This window comes from Bacteroides sp. DH3716P (assembly GCF_025914115.1).
Taxonomy (GTDB): domain Bacteria; phylum Bacteroidota; class Bacteroidia; order Bacteroidales; family Bacteroidaceae; genus Bacteroides; species Bacteroides ovatus.
This window is the reverse complement of sequence record NZ_CP083673.1, coordinates 1,040,374-1,058,234: the sequence shown is the minus strand read 5'-3', so window position 1 is coordinate 1,058,234 and position 17,861 is coordinate 1,040,374. Positions and strand designations below refer to the sequence as shown.

Annotated in this window: 14 protein-coding genes; 13 read left to right on the top strand and 1 reads right to left on the bottom strand. The window is 38.5% G+C overall.

Annotated features, from left to right (window positions below; translation table 11 throughout):
• Window positions 1–47 precede the first annotated feature (47 nt).
• The gene (gene galB, locus KQP79_RS03725) at window positions 48–2,495 is read right to left on the bottom strand and encodes a beta-galactosidase GalB (protein WP_138343424.1); all 2,448 of its coding nucleotides are present in this window, start codon (window positions 2,493–2,495) and stop codon (window positions 48–50) included.
• A 241-nt stretch (window positions 2,496–2,736) separates the two neighbouring features.
• Between galB and KQP79_RS03720 the strand changes: the two genes are divergently transcribed.
• The 13 genes from KQP79_RS03720 (at window position 2,737) to KQP79_RS03660 (ending at window position 17,701) form a co-directional block, all read left to right on the top strand.
• Window positions 2,737–3,288 (top strand): DUF4738 domain-containing protein, encoded by a 552-nt coding sequence (locus KQP79_RS03720; RefSeq protein WP_004316589.1) that lies wholly within the window; start codon window positions 2,737–2,739, stop codon window positions 3,286–3,288.
• 123 nt (window positions 3,289–3,411) lie between these two features.
• The gene (locus tag KQP79_RS03715) at window positions 3,412–4,608 is read left to right on the top strand and encodes a heparin lyase I family protein (protein WP_008021459.1); all 1,197 of its coding nucleotides are present in this window, start codon (window positions 3,412–3,414) and stop codon (window positions 4,606–4,608) included.
• A 180-nt stretch (window positions 4,609–4,788) separates the two neighbouring features.
• Window positions 4,789–5,760, top strand: a complete 972-nt coding sequence (locus tag KQP79_RS03710; protein ID WP_008019040.1) for a tyrosine-type DNA invertase cluster 3b — start codon at window positions 4,789–4,791, stop codon at window positions 5,758–5,760.
• Between the two features lie 335 nt (window positions 5,761–6,095).
• Window positions 6,096–6,779: a UpxY family transcription antiterminator gene (locus KQP79_RS03705; protein ID WP_264386618.1), complete on the top strand. Its 684-nt coding sequence runs from the start codon at window positions 6,096–6,098 to the stop codon at window positions 6,777–6,779.
• Window positions 6,757–9,171, top strand: coding sequence for an SLBB domain-containing protein (locus KQP79_RS03700; RefSeq protein WP_008643070.1), 2,415 nt, complete (start codon window positions 6,757–6,759; stop codon window positions 9,169–9,171). The genes KQP79_RS03705 and KQP79_RS03700 overlap by 23 nt, the downstream gene beginning before the upstream one ends.
• A 15-nt stretch (window positions 9,172–9,186) precedes the next feature.
• Entirely contained in the window at window positions 9,187–10,323 is a 1,137-nt protein-coding gene (locus tag KQP79_RS03695) for a Wzz/FepE/Etk N-terminal domain-containing protein (protein ID WP_008021475.1), read from the top strand.
• A gap of 19 nt (window positions 10,324–10,342) precedes the next feature.
• The gene (locus KQP79_RS03690) at window positions 10,343–11,755 is read left to right on the top strand and encodes an undecaprenyl-phosphate glucose phosphotransferase (protein ID WP_008021478.1); all 1,413 of its coding nucleotides are present in this window, start codon (window positions 10,343–10,345) and stop codon (window positions 11,753–11,755) included.
• Window positions 11,756–11,972: 217 nt separating this feature from the next.
• Entirely contained in the window at window positions 11,973–12,704 is a 732-nt protein-coding gene (locus tag KQP79_RS03685; protein WP_008021480.1) for a glycosyltransferase family 2 protein, read from the top strand.
• Window positions 12,704–13,282, top strand: coding sequence for an HAD family hydrolase (locus tag KQP79_RS03680; protein ID WP_008021481.1), 579 nt, complete (start codon window positions 12,704–12,706; stop codon window positions 13,280–13,282). Before KQP79_RS03685 ends, KQP79_RS03680 begins: the two co-directional genes overlap by 1 nt.
• On the top strand, window positions 13,272–14,129 hold the full coding sequence (locus KQP79_RS03675) for a phosphotransferase (protein ID WP_008021484.1): 858 nt from the start codon (window positions 13,272–13,274) through the stop codon (window positions 14,127–14,129). The genes KQP79_RS03680 and KQP79_RS03675 overlap by 11 nt, the downstream gene beginning before the upstream one ends.
• Window positions 14,126–14,839 (top strand): hypothetical protein, encoded by a 714-nt coding sequence (locus KQP79_RS03670; RefSeq protein ID WP_008643074.1) that lies wholly within the window; start codon window positions 14,126–14,128, stop codon window positions 14,837–14,839. Before KQP79_RS03675 ends, KQP79_RS03670 begins: the two co-directional genes overlap by 4 nt.
• Before the next feature lie 310 nt (window positions 14,840–15,149).
• Entirely contained in the window at window positions 15,150–16,601 is a 1,452-nt protein-coding gene (locus KQP79_RS03665) for an oligosaccharide flippase family protein (protein WP_008643076.1), read from the top strand.
• Entirely contained in the window at window positions 16,586–17,701 is a 1,116-nt protein-coding gene (locus KQP79_RS03660) for a WavE lipopolysaccharide synthesis family protein (RefSeq protein WP_015532609.1), read from the top strand. The genes KQP79_RS03665 and KQP79_RS03660 overlap by 16 nt, the downstream gene beginning before the upstream one ends.
• The last annotated feature ends 160 nt before the right edge of the window (window positions 17,702–17,861 follow it).

The following is a 17,861-nucleotide window of genomic DNA, read 5'->3' as shown; positions in this document are numbered from 1 at the left end:
TTCAGTGAAGAAATCCGGTGGGTTTGTTATATGCTGAAGCGTATGCCTTATTTCGTCTGAATACGAATATTTCCGGCTTTCACTCCGTTTGCTTTTGCTGTAAACACAATCTCTCCGACAGTTTCACCGGCTTGCAGAATAGCTGTCAACATACCGTTGAAAGCATGCATTTTCGGAAGATGGAATTGTTCAAGGTTCGTCGGATCACCATTGGCGGCAGCACGATATTTACCCGTTCCCTTTACCGAGAAATTTATCTGACGATTATCGGCAGGGCAGAGGTTACCGTCTTTGTCTACTACTTTAACAGTCACATAAGCCAAGTCTTTTCCATCTGCAGTCAGTTCGTTACGGTTGCTTACCAGTTCGATGTGATGAGGCTTTCCGGCAGTACGGACTACTTTTTCAGCTACCGCTTTTCCGTTTTTGTCGTAGGCTACTACTTTCACTTCACCCGGTTCGTACTTTGTATCCATCCACATCAGACGATAGCGGTTCTTTAGCGAACTATTATTCTTGCTTTGTTTTCCATAACTTTTGCCATTGATAAACAATTCGGCAGTAGGATAATTAGTGTACACAAAAACGGGAGTCACTTCACCTTCACGTCCCGGCCAGGTCCAGTGAGGCAGGATATGCAAAGTTTCCGCTTCCTTGTTCCACACGCTACGGTAAAGATAATAGCGGTCTTTAGGTAAACTGGCAAGGTCGATGATACCAAACATTGAACTGTGGTTAGGCCATGAATCCGTATCGTATGGTGACGGCTCACCCAGATAATCAAATCCGGTCCATACGAACTGTCCGATGGTCCAATGATGATCGTCAGCTAATGCAAAGTCCTCGTCCGGAATATTCGACCAGGGACAAACCTCCACATCGTATGAAGAGCATTGATGATCTTCATATTTTGCCCCTTTCTTATCTTCCACCGGGAACTTGTATACGCCACGTGAACTGACAGTAGAAGCCGTTTCGCTTCCCAGAATCAGATTCTGCGGGAGTTGGTCGTATGACTCCTGATAGCGTTGCGTACGGTAATTAAGTCCCGGAATGTCAATCATTGCTGCAAATCCGTTGGCAAGTACACAAGTCACCTGGTCCATTCCGCAAGTGACAGGACGGGTAGGATCTTCACGATGGCAGATATCCTGCAGGAATTTGGCCACTTTATAACCGACAGGACTGCATTGAGTCGGTACTTCGTTGCCGATACTCCACATAACGACGCAAGGGTTGTTCCGGTAATTATGAAGCATATTTATCATATCACGTTCCGCCCATTCATCGAAGTAGCGGTGATAACCATTTTCACATTTGGCGATATCCCATTCATCGAACGGTTCGATCATCATCATAAATCCCATTTCGTCACACAACGCAACGAGTTCGGGAGTCGGCATATTATGAGAAGTACGGATCGCGTCGCATCCCATATCTTTCAATAGCGTAAGCTGATGACGCAGTGCTGCTACATTGATAGCGGCGCCCAACGGACCTAAATCGTGGTGATTGCATACACCCTGAAATTTGCGGTGCTCCCCGTTCAGGTAGAATCCTTTGTCGGCAATGTATTCAATGCTGCGGATACCGAAACGTGTGGTGTAAGTATCTACCAGTTTATCATCCGCATAAATTTTAGAGACAGCCTTGTAAAGCGACGGACTTTCCGGCGACCAGAGTTCGGGCGCGTTTACAATAAAATTTTGTTCAAAAGGTTGTCCGTGATTGATGCGGCTTGTATTCTCTTTCCGGGTAACAACTTTACCTTCCGGAGAAAGAATTTCCGTCTCTACACGGATGGCTGTTTTCTCACCGGCATTGTCTATCTTCGTTTGGAGACGTACGGCTGCAAAATCCTTGTTGACGTGAGGAGTCGTGATTTGCGTTCCCCATACAGGCACATGGATTTTGTCAGTCACAATCAGGTGTACATTGCGATATAGACCTGCTCCCGGATACCAGCGCGAAGATTGCGGACGGTTTTCCAAACGCACGGCAAGCGTATTGTTTTTACCGTTTTTATTCAATAAGGAAGTCACATTACAGTGAAAAGAATTGTAGCCGAAAGGCCAGAAACAAGCTTCTTTTCCGTTGATGTAGACACGCGCTTCACTCATGGCACCGTCAAAGAGCAGTGTCACTTCTTTGTCGGCAGGGGCGTCAAAACTGGTACGATACCATCCGGTACCTACATAAGGAAGACCGCCGGTACGTCCTGTCTTCAAGGAAGCTTTTTTCTCAAAGTTCTGTGTCACTGCCACATTCTGAAGATCATTGTTCATGTCGAATGGACCAAAAATCGCCCAGTCGTGTGGAATAACAACCGATTCCCATTTAGTGTCATTGAACTCCGGCTGACTGGCCTCTTTAAAATCTCCTTTACTGAATTTCCAGTTCTTCTCCAGCAGTGCCTCACTGCGTTGCGCTTGCATAGTGCAGGCGGCGGCCATCAAAAGTACAGCTAATAACTGTTTGGGGTGTTTCATGTTCATTTTTACTTTTCAGGTATAAAATATTTTGGATTCGGCGTAAAGTTATAAAAAAGGATTCAATAATCTTATCTCTTGAAAGCATTAAATGCACTGGCCGGTTTGCCACTGTTGTCAAGCCCCCCTTTGTGATAGCCTTTCCATTCCTTCTTTCCTTCAAATGTAGGAAAAATGTCGGTTACACTTGTAAATATCCCGCTCTTTTTGTTCCTTTGCCATCTATTTATAAACAGAAAACTTACGTATGAGAAAACTAATTTATTTGCTTTTGTTGCCGTTGGCGGTGGCTGTGACTGCATGTGGCGGTAAAAAAGGATCTTCAGATAATCAGTCGCTGCTGGCAAGAATAGACAGTATAGATGCTCACGGATTGCAGCGTATGCAGACGTCTAAGAGCGAAACTAACTTTAAATTCAAAGGAAAAGATTATCATTCCTTTGTTTCACGTACTCCGGACGAAAGTCTGCCTCATGTAACAAATGAGATGGGAGATACTTATGTCGATAATAAAATAGTGCTGCACCTGACACGCGGTAACGAAACGGTATTGAACAAGACATTTACCAAGAATGATTTTTCATCCGTAGTCGATGCAAAATTTCTCTCGAAATCTATATTGGAAGGAATTGTATACGACAAGACCACTCCGCAGGGCATTGTATATGCCGCAAGTGTTTGTTATCCGCAGACAGATTTGTATATGCCGCTTTCTATAACGATCACTGCTGATGGAAAAATGAGCATACAGAAAGTCGATATGCTTGAAGAAGATTTGAACGATGAAGCACCCAATTAAGCCTCCAGGCAGGTGTTGACAGCAAAATTACACAAATGTGAAAACATTTGAGACAAACGAAAGGCAACCGATGAGGTTGCCTTTCGTATTTTTGCACCGTCAACAAACTTAATATCGAATAGAATGAAGAAAAGCATTTTTATTATTTGCGTGCTGGCATCAGGATGCACGGCGATGGCTGAACAAGTCGAGAAACCCGGTCCGGCTATAGAAACACAGACTTTGGTGCCACTGACCGAGCGTGTAAATGTACAGGCAGATTCGGCATGTGTCAATCAGATTATAGATGGTTGCTGGGTAGCAGTCGGAGCTAAAAAAGCGCATGCCATTCAACGTGATTTCAACCTTATGTTCAACGGAAAACCTTCTTATCGTTTTGAACTGAAAGAAGATGATAACACATTATCCGGATATGCAGCGGGGGAAACAAAAGGGCGTGCGGAATTTTCTTATTGTTATGCAACTTCCGATGATTTCAAAGGCAAACCAGCCGATACATATAAGAAAGCACAAATAATGAAAACTGTATATCATCATGGAAAAGGTATTTGTCCGCAAGGTGCTTCCCGCGATTATGAGTTTTCGGTATATATCCCTTCTACATTAGGCAGTGATGTTTCCACCATTTTTGCTCAATGGCATGGAATGCCGGATCGTACTTTGGTACAGACTCCACAGGGTGAAGTGAAGAAACTGACAGCTGATGAGTTCATGGAACTGGACAAGACTACTATTTTTAAGAAAAACATGGGATACGAAAAGAAACCCAAGCTGGACAAGCAAGGTAATCCGGTGAAAGACAAACAAGGCAATCCCGTTTATCAAGCCGGAAAGGCCAACGGATGGCTGGTGGAACAAGGTGGCTATCCTCCATTGGCATTCGGATTTTCAGGCGGATGGTTTTACATCAAAGCAAATTCCGACCGTAAATGGCTGACTGATAAAGACGACCGTTGCAACGCAAATCCGGAAAAGACACCGGTTATGAAACCTGTGACATCTACATATAAAGCATCGACCATTGCTTACAAAATGCCTTTCGCCGATTTTCCGAAAGATTGTTGGATTACATTCCGTATTCATATCGATTGGACAGTCTATGGCAAAGAGGCGGAAACAATTGTAAAGCCGGGTATGCTCGATGTACAGATGGACTATCAGGAAAAAGGGAAAAAGGTTAATAAACACATTGTAGACAATGAGAAAATCATGATTGGACGTAACGACGATGATGGTTATTACTTTAAGTTCGGTATCTACCGCGTAGGTAATAGCACGAAGCCGGTATGTTACAATCTGGCAAACTATTCAGAGAGGTAATTAGTCAGAAGGTAGAAAGAGAGTGATATCCGGATGTCCGTTTAGTGGGCATCCGGATATTTTTTTATAGGTTAATAATCTGAAAAAATAATATCGCATTTGTCAAGTGTGCTTCAATTCTGCAAAAAGATTTGTTTTTTTGTTGCTTGCCAAATGGTATAATATATAAAATTATTAGTGATGCAAATGATGAACAAAAATGGATTTAACCGGTGTGCGGAATTCTACATCGGTCGTTTGCGGAAGGAGGGACGGTATTCTACGGCGCATGTCTACAAGAATGCCCTCTTTTCTTTCAGCAAATTTTGCGGCACGTCTAATGTGTCGTTCAGACAGATCACCCGTGAACGTTTACGACGTTACGGCCAGTATCTTTATGAGTGTGGCTTGAAGCCCAATACGATTTCTACGTACATGCGTATGCTTCGTAGTATTTATAACCGTGGAGTGGAAGCGGGCAGTGCGCCATACGTTCCGCGACTGTTTCATGATGTCTATACAGGTGTGGATGTCCGCCAGAAAAAGGCTTTGCCTGCTACGGAATTGTATAAGCTTCTGTATGAGGATCCCAAATCGGAACGTTTACGTCGTACGCAAGCTATTGCCGCCCTGATGTTCCAGTTTTGCGGAATGTCATTCGCTGATTTAGCCCATCTGGAGAAATCGGCACTCGATCAGAATGTGTTGCGATACAATCGTATCAAAACTAAAACTCCAATGAGCGTGGAAGTGCTGAATACGGCAAAGGAAATGATTAACCAGCTCCGTAGCAAAGAAGATTCTCATCCTGACTGTCCGGATTATCTGTTTGATATTCTTCGTGGGGATAAAAAACGGACGGATGAAAGAGGTTACCGGGAATATCAGTCCGCTCTCCGTCGATTTAATAATTCTCTGAAGGACCTGGCAAGAACCTTGCATTTGCAATCTCCCGTCACTTCCTATACGCTTCGTCATTCTTGGGCAACGACTGCGAAGTATCGGGGAGTCTCCATTGAAATGATTAGTGAATCATTGGGGCACAAATCTATAAAAACGACACAAATCTACTTGAAAGGCTTTGGACTAAAAGAACGTACGGAAGTAAATAAAGGGAATTTATCTTACGTTAGAAATTGCTGTGTAAGTGGTGATAGAATAGTAAAGTGTTGATAATTAGAATTAAACTATGTGTGTTACTTCTTAGGTAACGGAATTAAATTTGACGCAAAGATAGACAAAAACACGAATAGAAAGCAAATATTCCTCCACTTTTTTTCGTTTTATCTGAAACATAGAGCAAAAAACTATCCGAACATGAAATAACCTTATTTCCATGCTCTATACTTTTTATTGCCTAATCTCTAGATTTTTCCCGTTGAGTATTAGGCCTTTCCACATTCTACGCCTTTGTCATGTGCGTGATTTCTATTTTCATCATAATGTACGTTTCGTGTATGTGTTATCCGTTACCTAAGAAGTAACGGAATCACATGGGGTAAAAAAATATGATTTTAACGAAACCAAAATCAGTAAATGCCGGGCCTATTAGTGGGACAGGGGAAGGCGTAGCACACTCAAAACGCTGGTATGTAGCACTCGTTCGAATGCATCATGAGAAGAAAGTTGCCGAGCGTTTGTCTAAGATGGGAATTGATTCTTTTGTTCCCGTTCAGCAACAGATCCATCAATGGAGCGACCGTCGAAAGATGGTTGATACAGTCTTGCTTCCCATGATGGTTTTTGTTCATGTCAATCCAAAAGAGCGTATGGAAGTCCTAAGCTTCTCCACGGTTAGCCGTTATATGGTGATGCGTGGTGAAAGCACTCCTGCCGTTATTCCTGACGAGCAGATGGCCCGTTTCCGTTTCATGCTCGATTATTCCGAAGAAGCAGTCTGTATGAATGATACTCCNCCTGCCGTTATTCCTGACGAGCAGATGGCCCGTTTCCGTTTCATGCTCGATTATTCCGAAGAAGCAGTCTGTATGAATGATACTCCACTGGCGCGTGGTGAGAAAGTTCGTGTCATAAAAGGTCCTTTGAGTGGTCTTGTTGGCGAACTCGTGACTGTCGGGGGTAAGAGTAAGATTGCCGTTCGTTTAAATATGCTTGGCTGTGCTTGTGTAGATATGCCAATCGGTTATGTAGAACCCACAAAGATTAGTAATGACGACACAAAAAAACTTTAACGTATTTCTATTCATTCTACTGTTAGGAGTTTTTTCTCCTTTGATGGCTCAAAATATGAGCGATTCTCAAGTGTTGGAGTATGTCAAAGAGGGGATTAGACAAGGGAAAGAACAAAAACAATTAGCCTCCGAACTTGCCCGTAAGGGCGTGACCAAAGAACAGGCTATGCGTGTGAAGCAGCTTTATGAGCAGCAGAATAATGTCAATGCTTCCAACGCTACCGGTACGGATGTCAATGAATCCCGTCTTCGTGAAGAAATGAAGGAGAATACTTCCGATATGTTGGAAGACCATCCGAGCACTCAAGACCTTGCACGTGGTAATCAGGTTTTCGGAAGAAACATCTTCAATACTCGTAACCTGACTTTTGAACCCAGTGTCAACATCGCCACCCCTTTAAATTACCGTCTCGGTCCCGGTGACGAAGTGATTATCGACATCTGGGGAGCCAGTCAGAACACTATCCGCCAACAGATTTCTCCTGATGGCACTATCAATATTCAGAAAATAGGTCCTGTCAACCTGAACGGACTAACCATTTCTGAAGCCAATGACTATCTCAAAAAAACATTAAACAAGATATATAATGGTCTTAATAATACGAATGACCCCACTTCTGACATCCGTCTGACTCTGGGCAGCATCCGTACTATTCAAATCAATGTAATGGGTGAAGTTGTCCAGCCGGGCACTTACTCTCTTTCTTCCTTTTCTACTGTATTCCATGCACTTTATCGTGCAGGAGGTGTGAGTGACATAGGTAGCCTTCGTAATGTCCAGCTGGTACGTAACGGTAAGAACATCGCCACAATCGACGTCTACCAATTTATCATGAAAGGCAACATTCAGGATGACATTCGTCTGCAGGAAGGTGATGTTGTGATTGTTCCCGCCTATGACGTATTGGTTAAGATCGACGGAAAAGTGAAACGCCCCATGCGTTTCGAAATGAAGAAGGACGAAAACTTATCTACACTTATCAGTTATGCCGGTGGATTTGACGCTGACGCCTACACCCGTTCTTTGCGTGTCGTACGCCAAAACGGACAGGAGTATGAAGTAAACACAGTCAAAGACCTTGATTATAGTGTCTATAAAATGCGGAATGGTGATGTTGTGACTGCCGAGGCTATCCTTAACCGTTTCACTAATAAGCTTGAAATCCGTGGTGCTGTTTACCGTCCCGGTATCTACCAGCTAAACGGTAAACTGAATACCGTCCGCGAACTGGTGAACGAAGCCCAAGGCTTGACGGGTGATGCTTTCTTGAACCGTGCTGTCCTTTATCGTCAACGTGAGGACCTTACTACTGAAGTTATCCCTGTTGACATTAAAGCCATCATGGATGGTACTTCCCAAAATATCATCCTGGCGAAAAACGACATTCTTTATATTCCTAGTATCCATGATTTGGAAGATAGGGGAGATGTTGTAATCCACGGCGAAGTAGCCAAACCAGATTCCTATCCTTATGCGGATAATATGACTCTTGAAGACTTGATCATTCAGGCCGGAGGCTTGCGTGAAGCCGCTTCTGTTGTTCGTGTGGATGTATCCCGTAGAATTAAGAATCCCCGTAGTACAGTAGATAACGATACTATTGGTCAGATATATACATTCTCCCTGAAAGAAGGCTTTGTCGTCGACGGCACACCGGGTTTCGTACTTCAACCTTATGATGAGGTCTATGTACGTCGTAGTCCGGGTTATCAGGCTCAACAGAATGTGGTTGTTGAAGGTGAAATCCTGTTCGGAGGCTCATACGCCATGACCAATCGTGAAGAACGCCTTTCAGATTTGATCAATAAAGCTGGAGGTGCTACGAATTATGCTTACTTACGCGGTGCCAAGTTGACTCGTGTCGCTACTGAAGGTGAGAAGAAACGTATGGGAGATGTGATCCGTTTGATGAGCCGACAGTTGGGTGAGGCTATGATGGACTCTTTGGGTGTTCGTGTGGAAGATACTTTTAGTGTTGGCATTGACTTGGAGAAAGCATTAGCTAATCCTGGCAGTACAGCGGATATTGTCTTGCGTGAGGGTGATGTGATTTCTATTCCGAAGAACAATAATACAGTTACGATCAATGGTGCTGTGATGGTTCCTAATACGGTTTCTTATATAGAAGGACAGAAAGTTGATTATTATCTGGATCAAGCTGGTGGCTATTCTGAAAATGCGAAGAAGAGCAAGAAGTTCATTGTTTATATGAATGGTCAGGTAACTAAGGTAAAAGGTAGCGGTAAGAAACAGATTGAACCGGGTTGCGAGATAATTGTACCTAGTAAGGCAAAGAAAAGGACTAATATTGGCAACATTTTAGGTTATGCTACTACATTCAGTACTTTGGGAATGATGGTTGCTTCTATCGCTAATTTAATCAAGAAATAACGAATACCTTTATTTATGTCTACTTTGATGGAACAAACATCTGAAAAGGAAACAAAACAGGTGTATAATAATCACAATGACGAGGAGCTTGAAATCGATTTGATGGATCTTCTTCGTAAGGTTATAGGTATTCGTAAGAAGATCTATAAAGCGGCCGGTATCGGACTGATAATTGGTGTTATTGTTGCGATAAGTATCCCTAAGCAGTATACGGTTGAAGTTACTCTTTCTCCGGAAATGGGTAATAACAAAGGTGGTGGTTTATCCGGTTTGGCTGCTTCCTTTTTAGGAAGTGGAGTTTCTATGGGAGATGGAACCGATGCCTTGAATGCTTCCTTATCTGCAGATATCGTCTCTTCTACTCCCTTTTTGTTGGAACTTTCTAATATGAAAGTCCCTGTATCAGGGAGTGAGGAAATCTCTTTAAGTTCTTATTTAGATGAAGAATCTTCTCCCTGGTGGAGTTATGTAATCGGGTTTCCTGGTATGGTAATTGGCGGAGTAAAGTCTTTGTTTATCGAAGATGAGGATGAATCTATTTTTTCGGATAAAGCGAGTCAAGGTACCATTGAATTATCCAAAAAGGAATCTCAGAAGATTGAATCACTAAAGAAAAAGATTGTCGCTTCTGTGGATAAGAAAACTTCAATGACTTCCGTTACTGCAACTTTTCAGGATTCTAAAGTTGCTGCAGTTGTTGCTGACTCTGTAGTTAAGAAGTTGCAGGAATATATCATAGACTATCGTACCTCCAAATCTAAAGAGGATTGTCTCTATTTGGAGAAATTGTTTAAAGAACGTCAGCAGGAATATTACGAAGCGCAGAGAAAATATGCCGATTATATGGACTCTCATGACAATATCATTTTGCAGAGTGTTCGTACCGAGCAGGAACGTTTGCAGAATGACATGAGTTTGGCTTACCAGGTATATAGTCAGGTTGCCGGTCAGCTTCAGGTTGCCAGAGCTAAAGTTCAGGAGGAGAAGCCTGTTTTTGCTGTTGTAGAGCCTGCAGTTGTACCATTATATCCTTCGGGAACCAGTAGGAAAGTATATGTTTTAGTTTTTGTTTTCCTATCAGTTTGTATTGTAATCTCTTGGAATTTGTTCGGGAAAGACCTTCTGAGCAAGTTCAAAGAAGTATGTGCCTAAAATCAATTTTTAATGTGATATGGTATCAACCACCAGTCAAATCAATAAATTTATAGAATTTATAGCAGTTCTGGGAGATCTGATCATTCTGAATTTGGTATTGTTCTTTCTCCTTTTCTTTTGGGAAGAAGTATTTGTCTCTTTACCTTTTTCTTGTAGGGTTTCCTGGATGATGACTTCGTTAAGTCTCTGTTATCTGGCCTGTTCCGGTTCTCGTGGGAGGGTTTGGGATAGTCGGGGAATTCGCCCTGACCAACTTGTGTTGCGCGTGTTGAAGAATACTATAGCTTTTTCCATCTTTTGGGCATGTATCATGACTTTTAGTGGAATCTCTATCTATTCTCCTTTTTTCTTTGTTGCATATTTCTCTTTTCTCTTTGTTATCTTAAGTATTTATCGCATTATCATCCGTCATTTTCTGATAGTTTATTGTGCTAAGGGCAAGCATAGACGTTATGCTGTTTTTATAGGTGGAGGCAATAATATGCAGGTGTTGTATGAGGAGATGGAAAGTTCTCTGGCGTCTTCCCTATATGAAGTCGTGGGTTATTTTGATATAAAACCGAATGATGCTCTTTCTTCTCAATGTTCCTATTTGGGTAATCCTGACGGTTTTTCAGATTTTATGTCTGCACATCCAAGCATCAAGCATGTTTTTTGTTCTCTATCGATGGAGGAGGGACGTTACAATTTTTCTATCATGAATTATTGTGAAAACCATTTGCTTTATTTTCACGGTGTTCCTAATGTATGTAAAGGTTTTCCGCGTCGTATCTGGCACAGTATGGTTGGCAATATGCCTATCTTGAATCTGCGTTATGAACCTTTGGGTAAGATGGAGAACCGTATGTTGAAACGGATGTTTGATGTTGTTTTCTCCGGTTTTTTTCTGGTTACAGTTTTTCCCTTTGTTTATCTCATAGTGGGAAGTATTATAAAGTTGACTTCTCCCGGTCCTGTATTCTTTAAGCAAATGCGTACGGGGTTGAATGGTGTGGATTTTGTGTGTTATAAATTCCGTTCTATGAAAGTGAATGATGAAGCTGACAGTAAACAGGCTACGGCTGATGATCCTCGTAAAACTCGGTTTGGGAACTTCCTTCGTCGTTCTAATATTGACGAACTTCCCCAGTTTATCAATGTTTTTAGGGGTGATATGTCAATAGTGGGACCACGTCCACACATGTTGGCTCATACGGAGACTTATGCCCGTTTGATTGATAAGTATATGGTGCGGCACTTTATAAAACCTGGAGTAACCGGCTGGGCTCAAACACATGGTTTTCGTGGTGAAACGAGAGAACTCTCACAGATGGAGGAACGTGTTAAAGCTGATATTTGGTATATGGAGCATTGGACAATGCTACTTGATATATATATCATTTATAAGACTATAGCAAATGTAGTTGTTGGAGAAAAGAATGCATATTAAGATAAGGAATGGATTAAAATTGAGCAGATACAGATATCAATTTCTCAATGTTGATATAATATAGCTAATGAAATCTTTAGCTTTAAGAAAGTGTATTAACGAAGGAAATATTGTAATTAATTATTAGGGAATGACTAATCAATCAGTACACTTTTAGTTATCTTAAGCTGAAAAGGTTGGATAGTTAAATAATGTGCACTTAATATTATAGAGGACTATGCGAAGTTTACATATTATCATGCCAATGGCAGGTGAGGGAACACGTTTTCTTAAAGAAGGTTGGACTACACCAAAGCCATTGATTGAATTGAAGGGGATACCTTTGTTCGTTAGAGCTATTAGGAGCGTAATTATGGACGATATAAATTTGAAGTATTCATTTATTGTTCGTCAGGAACATATTGATAGATATCATATAAACGAATATATAAAAAACAAGTTGCCAAATGCTAAAGTTTTTTCTGTACTTAATACCACTCGTGGTGCAGTTGAAACTTGTTTGATGGCTGAGTCTGCAATAGACCCTAATGATTCTGTTATAGTTATGGACTGTGATTTGGAATTCTCTAGTAAGGCTTTTCTTGAAAATATTCGTCAAATATTAGCAAAACCTGTAGATGAGGTCAATGGCGGCTTGTTGGTATCATTTGAATCAGACCTTCCAAAGTATAGTTATGCTGAGATTGATGCTAATAATATAGTAAGGCGTACAGCAGAGAAAGAGGTAATATCTAATCATGCTCTTTGTGGAGCGTATTTCTTTTCTTCAGGAAAAGGTTTTTTAAAAGTTGCGCATCAATTATTAGATAATTCAATACCTAATAAATCGGAATTTTATGTGTCATTACTTTATAATTATTTGTTGAAGAATGGAGAAACTGTCAAACTTTGCTTAATGGAAAATTATTATTCTTATGGGACACCTGAAGAACTTAAACGATATATGTAATGCTCGGAAGTGAAATAAAACTGTTAATTGTAGATTTTGACGGTACATTAGTTGATACTTTTCGAGCTAATTTTATGGCTTATCAAGAGGCTTTTAATCAGGTGGGATTAGCTCTTAAAGAGGTAGACTATCGTCATTGTTTTGGTTTTAGGTTTGAAAAGTTTATGGCAACTGTTGGCATAACAGATCCGGTTGTAACTCAAAAAATAAGTGAGTTTAAAGGTAATTGTTACCCCGATTTTTTTAGATATTTTAAAGTGAATAATTCTTTATTAGCTATACTGAAAACTTTTCACAATGCTGGAGGTAAAACAGCGATAGCTTCTACTGCATGTCGTAAAAATTTAGAAAAAGCATTGCAATACATTGAGGTAACTGATATATTTGATCTTATTTTGGCGGGTGAGGAGGTGAGACAAGGAAAACCCTCCCCTGAGATATATAGGACAGTATTAAGGCATTTTTCTATGCAACCTAATGAGGCACTTGTTTTTGAAGATTCGGAAGTGGGTGTACAGGCAGCCCAGTCAGCAGGTATAAACTATATAGTTGTTAATTCAAACTATTATGGAGATTGAAATAAGAGGGCATTCTGGTTGTCAGATAGACATTGTTAATGGCGGGGATAGCTTGTTTATTAACAAGAGTACTCGTGATAAGAATTATATTCCACGATTGTATAAGCAAGCTTTGAAACAGTGTAATGCTTCAAAGATAGCTTATCAGCATATTCGTGTACCGAAAATATATGGTATTGAACGTATGGATGAATATCTAAATATTAAGATGGAGTATATATATAGTAAGAATTATGTAGATTATTTTGAAGATGCAGGATTTGACCAGATTAGTTATTTTATCAAGGCATTGAAAATTTTTATTGATTCTGAAATTGAAAATTCAAAAATGACTCCGATTAATAAAAATGTTGTAATAAATAAATATAATGATGTTTGTGATAAAGTTGCTAAAAATGATTTTATTAGTAAGGATACAGATATTAAGATAATTCTAGAGAAGTCTTCAATTGTATTCAATGAACTAGATGAAGAGATAAACATACCAGTTGGACAGTGTCATGGAGACTTGACTTTTTCAAATATACTATTTAATGGAAATAATTACTATTTGATAGACTTTCTGGACTCATTTTTGGAATCTCCATTACTTGATTTAGTAAAGATTAGGCAAGATTCAAATTATGGTTGGTCGCAGCTTATGTATGGGCATGATTTTGATTCTGTGCGGATGAGAATAATTTCAGACAAGATAGATAAAGAGATAGATATATATTATAGTAATTATGATTGGTATAATAAGTATTATAGTACTTTTCAGTTGATGAATTTCCTACGTGTTATACAATATGCTAAGGAGGAGAGAACTGTAGCATTCTTAAAAAATGTCCTCAATTCAATTTTATGAGTATTAGTTTGATTATTCCTATAGGAGCTGACAATATTGAGTATGAGAACTATATGCCTTATATATTTAACTTTGCTCCTGATGGAATCTCGCTTTGCATAAAATCTATTCAAGGGTTAGATTTAAATCGTTTTGATAATATCTATTTTACAATTCTTGAAAAATATGATAAAAAATACTATTTGTCATTATTGCTGAAATTGCAATTTAAAAAGTTGGGACTGAGTAATGCTAAGGTCGTAGTTCTTGATGAGCCAACCACTAGCCAGGCTGAGACTGTCTATCGGACTGTGAATTGCGAGAACATAGAAGGAGCAATTTTTGTGAAAGATCCTGATGGCTATTTTTGTGGAGATTTTACCATTGCAAATAGTATAGCTATTTATCCACTTGATAAGTTGGAAATGGTGAATCCAAGAAATAAGAGTTATGTGGAACTTGATGATCAGTTCTATATAACAAATATAATAGAAAAAAAAATCATCAGCCGTTTCTTTAATGCAGGAGGTTATATTTTTGATGATGCTGCTGTGTTCTGCAAATATTATGAGAGATTATATTTGTATGAACAACTTTTTATGTCGCATATAGTCTATGCTATGCTATTGGATAATATTCCTTTTAGGCCTTTTGAGGTGAAAGACTTCCAAGATTGGGGAAGTGAAAGAGATTATAATTATTATTTACTGGATAGATTATGGAAGTATTAAATGGTTTTATAGCTGGTCGATGTATCGTTTATAAAATATACAATCAATTTGTATTGATAATTTCTTTTATTGATATAATAATAGAAAATGATTTCAAGATCGAATATATGAATACAATCCGTTTTTAGTATTCTATTGTGAAGTATATTTGATAAAAGTGATTTTTAACACACAAAGCCAATAAATGTTTTTTGGGCGATAACTTATATGATAAAGAAGGTTAGTATGGCTTTCTATGATTAATGTATAAGAAGGGTTAAGGAAATAGTGGTCTATGTAACTTGTTTATAAAGCAAATATTTTAATATTTATGTCAAGATCAATAACAGCTAATTATATTTTCAATCTATTGAATACTATTTCTGGAATTCTATTTCCTTTAATAACGTTTCCATATTCATCTAGGATTTTGTTAGCAGAAGGAATAGGAGAAGTGAACTTTTATCAATCAATAATATCATATATCAGTTTAGTTGTAGGATTAGGTATACCATTATATGCAGTAAGAGAAATTGCTAGAGTGAGAAACGATAGAAAGCAACTTAATGTTACCACGATTGAGATATTATCTCTACATGGAATTACTACCTTGATTGGTTATTTGGTCGTTGCTATTTTATGTTTTACAGTTCCCAAGATACAAACAGATTTACCTCTTTTCTTGTTGTTAAGTTCTTCTATTTTTCTTACTACCATTGGATGTGAATGGTTTTATAAAGGCATTGAAGATTTTAAATATATTACGGTTCGTGGTTTGATTGTCCGTATGATTGGGATTATATTATTGTTTACTTTAGTAAAGACAAAAAATGATATTCTATGGTATGGTATTACAATTACTCTTACATCGGTAGGAAATAGTGTATTCAATTTTATTAGATTACGTAAATATTTGTGTATATGTAATATTGATCGACGTAGTATTAATCCTTACAAGCATTTAAAGTCTGTAGGTATAACATTTTTATTAGTTTTATTATCTACTATATATCTTACTCTTAATCCAGTAATTTTAGGATTTATGACTGATGATGTATATGTTGGTTATTATTATGGTGGTATAAAATTGTTTTCACTAGTGTTTGGAATAGTAGATTCGTTAACTGCAATTTTGCTACCTCGGTTTTCGAATTTGATGGCTGAAGGAAGAGATGAAGAATTTGCTACAATCTCTCAAAAAGTATATTCGTTTACTGTTGGAGTTTCTTTACCAATATCTGTTGGACTGTTCTTTGTTAGTCAATATGCTATACCTATTTTGGGTGGTAATAGTTTTATACCATCTATAGGTGTTTCTCAGATTTTATCTGTTTTGCTGGTTTTAGTGGGACTTTCAAATGTATTTGGGATGCAGACTCTTTATCCTAAAGGGAAAGTGTATATTATGGTGAAAGTAACTTTAATGGCATGTATTACAGACCTCTTAGTGTGTTTTTTGACTATTCCTACATTCAAGCATTATGGTGCTGCTATGGGGTATTTAGCTGCAGAACTAGTTGCAACTACAGGGTTGTACATCATGGGAAGAAAGTATATTTCTATTAGGTTATTCGATAAATCAATAATACATTATTTATTCGCTGTTATTTTAATGGGGGGAGGCTTGTTTGTGCTTCAGTCATTAAATTGGAATAATTTATTGATGTGCATTATAATGATGTGCGTAGGAGCTTTTATATATGTACTTTCACTTTTATTGCTAAAGGATTCGCTGATATTAGAAGGCCTTGCGATTGTTCAAAATAAATGTTTAAAGAAATAAAAATGCAGTTGATTAAGAGTATATTGCGAAAGTTTTTTTCATGTACTATTTCATTGATGATTCGTTTATGTAGAAATGAAAAGGTTATGCTAGATATTTTTTCTCGTAGTTTTGAAAAATATTCAGATAACTATTTTTGTTATAAACTTCGCCCCAAAAAAGCAGATTATTTTATTCCTAGTAATATAAAGACTACAACTACTTCTGGTGAATTTGCTATTGTTCTTCAAGGGTTGATAGAGATGCGTGATGAATTTACTTTTGAGACTATTAAATTATATAGAAGATTGTTTCCGGGAGCAATTATCATAGTTAGTACTTGGGATTATACAGACCCATCTATAGTACGGACTTTGGAATTATTAGGGTGCGAAGTTGTTTTGAATAAAGATATACCTGTGTGTGGCTTGGGGAATGTAAACTATCAAATTTGCACAAGCTTGGCTGGATTGAAAAGAGCTAAAGAATTGGGAGCAGAGTTTGCATTAAAGAATAGATCAGATTTACGTGTCTATCGTGAATTTGCTTTTGAATATCTTAAGAGCCTTGTTGAATTAAATACGATTTCTTCTAGTAATGTTTATGGATTGAAAGGACGTATAATAACACAAGCTGGTAATTGGGGGCAAATGTTTAATCCTATGTGGCTGCAAGATTTTCTCTATTTTGGATATACTGATGATCTTATAAACTTATTTGATATTCCATATGATGATAGGAATATTCATTGTTATAGAAAAGATAATTTCGATACAAAGCGAGTACTGACGGGTGAAACTCTTGCTAAGTGGCCAGCGTCTGAAATAAATATAACCAAACGCTTTATTCAGAAATATCATAATTCTGATTTAAGTCTCAAAGATTGGTGGAATTTTCTAGGTGAGTATTGCTATATTGTAGATTCGGAGGACTTATTGACATTGTGGAATAAGTATGGACTCAATGACCTGGGACAGTTTTACTGTGAATACGATGGTAAGCACAATTATAGAGATCCATTTCGGCATATAAGTTCATCTGATTTTATTAATATCATGAACCATAAGTATATATATGAAGAGTGGATGGAAAACGAGAAGGCTAATTACACTATAGAATAATGAAAAATTTAATAGTTTCTGTAGTTCGTGTTCTAGCCATTATACGACGATGGACCTTTCACTTTACTTAGTAATAAGTGACCGATTTATAGTGTTAAGTTTTTTATGCTGTGAAGACCAATCGCTACAGATTCTTATTGGGTATATGTTGGCCTTTAAT

Bases quoted from the DNA above. Each gene is read 5' to 3' on its own strand.
- galB (WP_138343424.1), bottom strand. From the start codon at position 2,495: ATGAACATGAAACACCCCAAACAGTTATTAGCTGTACTTTTGATGGCC.
- KQP79_RS03720 (WP_004316589.1), top strand. From the start codon at position 2,737: ATGAGAAAACTAATTTATTTGCTTTTGTTGCCGTTGGCGGTGGCTGTG.
- KQP79_RS03715 (WP_008021459.1), top strand. From the start codon at position 3,412: ATGAAGAAAAGCATTTTTATTATTTGCGTGCTGGCATCAGGATGCACG.
- KQP79_RS03710 (WP_008019040.1), top strand. From the start codon at position 4,789: ATGCAAATGATGAACAAAAATGGATTTAACCGGTGTGCGGAATTCTAC.
- KQP79_RS03700 (WP_008643070.1), top strand. From the start codon at position 6,757: ATGACGACACAAAAAAACTTTAACGTATTTCTATTCATTCTACTGTTA.
- KQP79_RS03695 (WP_008021475.1), top strand. From the start codon at position 9,187: ATGTCTACTTTGATGGAACAAACATCTGAAAAGGAAACAAAACAGGTG.
- KQP79_RS03690 (WP_008021478.1), top strand. From the start codon at position 10,343: ATGGTATCAACCACCAGTCAAATCAATAAATTTATAGAATTTATAGCA.
- KQP79_RS03685 (WP_008021480.1), top strand. From the start codon at position 11,973: ATGCGAAGTTTACATATTATCATGCCAATGGCAGGTGAGGGAACACGT.
- KQP79_RS03680 (WP_008021481.1), top strand. From the start codon at position 12,704: ATGCTCGGAAGTGAAATAAAACTGTTAATTGTAGATTTTGACGGTACA.
- KQP79_RS03675 (WP_008021484.1), top strand. From the start codon at position 13,272: ATGGAGATTGAAATAAGAGGGCATTCTGGTTGTCAGATAGACATTGTT.
- KQP79_RS03670 (WP_008643074.1), top strand. From the start codon at position 14,126: ATGAGTATTAGTTTGATTATTCCTATAGGAGCTGACAATATTGAGTAT.
- KQP79_RS03665 (WP_008643076.1), top strand. From the start codon at position 15,150: ATGTCAAGATCAATAACAGCTAATTATATTTTCAATCTATTGAATACT.
- KQP79_RS03660 (WP_015532609.1), top strand. From the start codon at position 16,586: ATGTTTAAAGAAATAAAAATGCAGTTGATTAAGAGTATATTGCGAAAG.